A 1,379-nucleotide genomic window follows, 5' to 3' on the forward strand; every position below is an offset into this window, starting at 1 on the left:
TTTTGGAGAAATTAGTGAGTTATCACGCATGAATAATGCACTTGATCTCAGTATTTAGCTATTTAATCCTGGAGAACGTGTGTATCTTGAACTTACAGCGGTTCCCGCTGTTATGCGGTACAGTTAATTTGAGTTTTGGATAAGGGAGATATAACGAATGAAAGCATATTCAGTCGATCTGCGAGAAAAAATCGTGACAGCACATTTAGCACAAAAGCTGTCAATCAGAACAGTTGCCGCCAGATTTTCCGTTAGTAAAAGTCTTGTTCAAAAATTGGTGAAGCAACAAAAAACTGAGGGAAATTTACAGCCAAAAAAGAGAGGAAAGCCACAATTTAGTCATTTGACTAATGCCGAAGTAGAAGTCAGAGCACTAGTGGCAGATTATCCGGATGCCACCTTAGTAGAATTATGCGAGTTGTTTTTACAAAAAACGGGAAATTGGGTGAGTAAAACAGCGATGTGTCGCTATTTACAAATCTTAGAGCTCCCCCGTAAAAAAAAACTGGTACAGTAGCCAAGCCGCAACAGAACGAGTTCAAAAACTCAGATTGGAGTATTGGGAAAAAATCCAAGACATCAAGCCAGAAAACCTAGTATTTTTGGATGAAACAGGGATTATATTAGGTGCGTCCAGAACTCATGCTCGTTCGCAACCAGGAACAAGAGTATCTCAACTAAAACCATTTTACCGAGGGGCAAAAGTTACGGCTATTGGTGCAATTAGTCGGGAGAAAGTGCTAGCAGTAATGACCATGAATGATTCTCTGGATGGGGCAGCATTTGTTGTATTTATTGAGCAATTTTTATGTCCTCAATTATGGCCAGGAGCCGTAGTAGTAATGGATAATTTACCAGCTCATAAACTAACATTAGTTGTGCCCAAAATTGAAGCAGTAGGTGCAAGTGTTATTTATCTATCCCCATATTCTCCAGATTTTAATCCCATTGAACTTTGGTGGTCACAACTGAAATCTTTTTTGCGGAGTTTTGCTCCAACTACCACCTCCATGATTGACAAAATTATTGCAGTTGCCCTTGACTTAATGAATCCTAAACATTTAAGAAATTGGTTTGCCAATTGCTGTTATTGTACCTCGTAACAGCGGGAACCGCTGTATCTGCCCAAATAATAGCGATTCCTCAGCAGCGGTAAACGATAATCACCGAAATCCAAATAGGCATCAAGTCTATCGCCAAGAGTTTTACCCCAAGGGAACTCGATTGCTTCTACCAGCCTCTGCAAGCCAGCCGTCGGCTTATCGACATCGAGAAACACACAATTTAACTCTCTAATCGCCAAACCTAATTGCTGAAAATTACTAAAACCAAGCTCGGCGACAGGAAGAAGTCTTTTATTATGAGCCAAAGCCTGCTGA

Annotated in this window: 3 protein-coding genes; 2 read left to right on the forward strand and 1 reads right to left on the reverse strand. The window is 40.4% G+C overall.

What is annotated here, in order from left to right; translation table 11 throughout:
* Positions 1 to 157: 157 nt before the first annotated feature.
* Together F6K23_RS40560 and F6K23_RS40565 are read left to right on the forward strand one after the other, a co-directional pair.
* Positions 158 to 517, forward strand: coding sequence for a hypothetical protein (locus F6K23_RS40560; RefSeq protein ID WP_293166875.1), 360 nt, complete (start codon positions 158 to 160; stop codon positions 515 to 517).
* A 34-nt stretch (positions 518 to 551) separates the two neighbouring features.
* Positions 552 to 1,103 (forward strand): transposase, encoded by a 552-nt coding sequence (locus F6K23_RS40565; protein ID WP_293166877.1) that lies wholly within the window; start codon positions 552 to 554, stop codon positions 1,101 to 1,103.
* Here the strand turns inward: F6K23_RS40565 and F6K23_RS40570 are convergent.
* The coding region (locus F6K23_RS40570) for a hypothetical protein (RefSeq protein ID WP_293166879.1) at positions 1,088 to 1,379 on the reverse strand (292 nt) is incomplete at its 5' end. The genes F6K23_RS40565 and F6K23_RS40570 overlap by 16 nt on opposite strands.

Origin of the sequence: Okeania sp. SIO2C9, assembly GCF_010672455.1 — a bacterium.
Lineage (GTDB): Bacteria > Cyanobacteriota > Cyanobacteriia > Cyanobacteriales > Microcoleaceae > Okeania.

Bases quoted from the DNA above. Each gene is read 5' to 3' on its own strand.
- F6K23_RS40560 (WP_293166875.1), top strand. From the start codon at position 158: ATGAAAGCATATTCAGTCGATCTGCGAGAAAAAATCGTGACAGCACAT.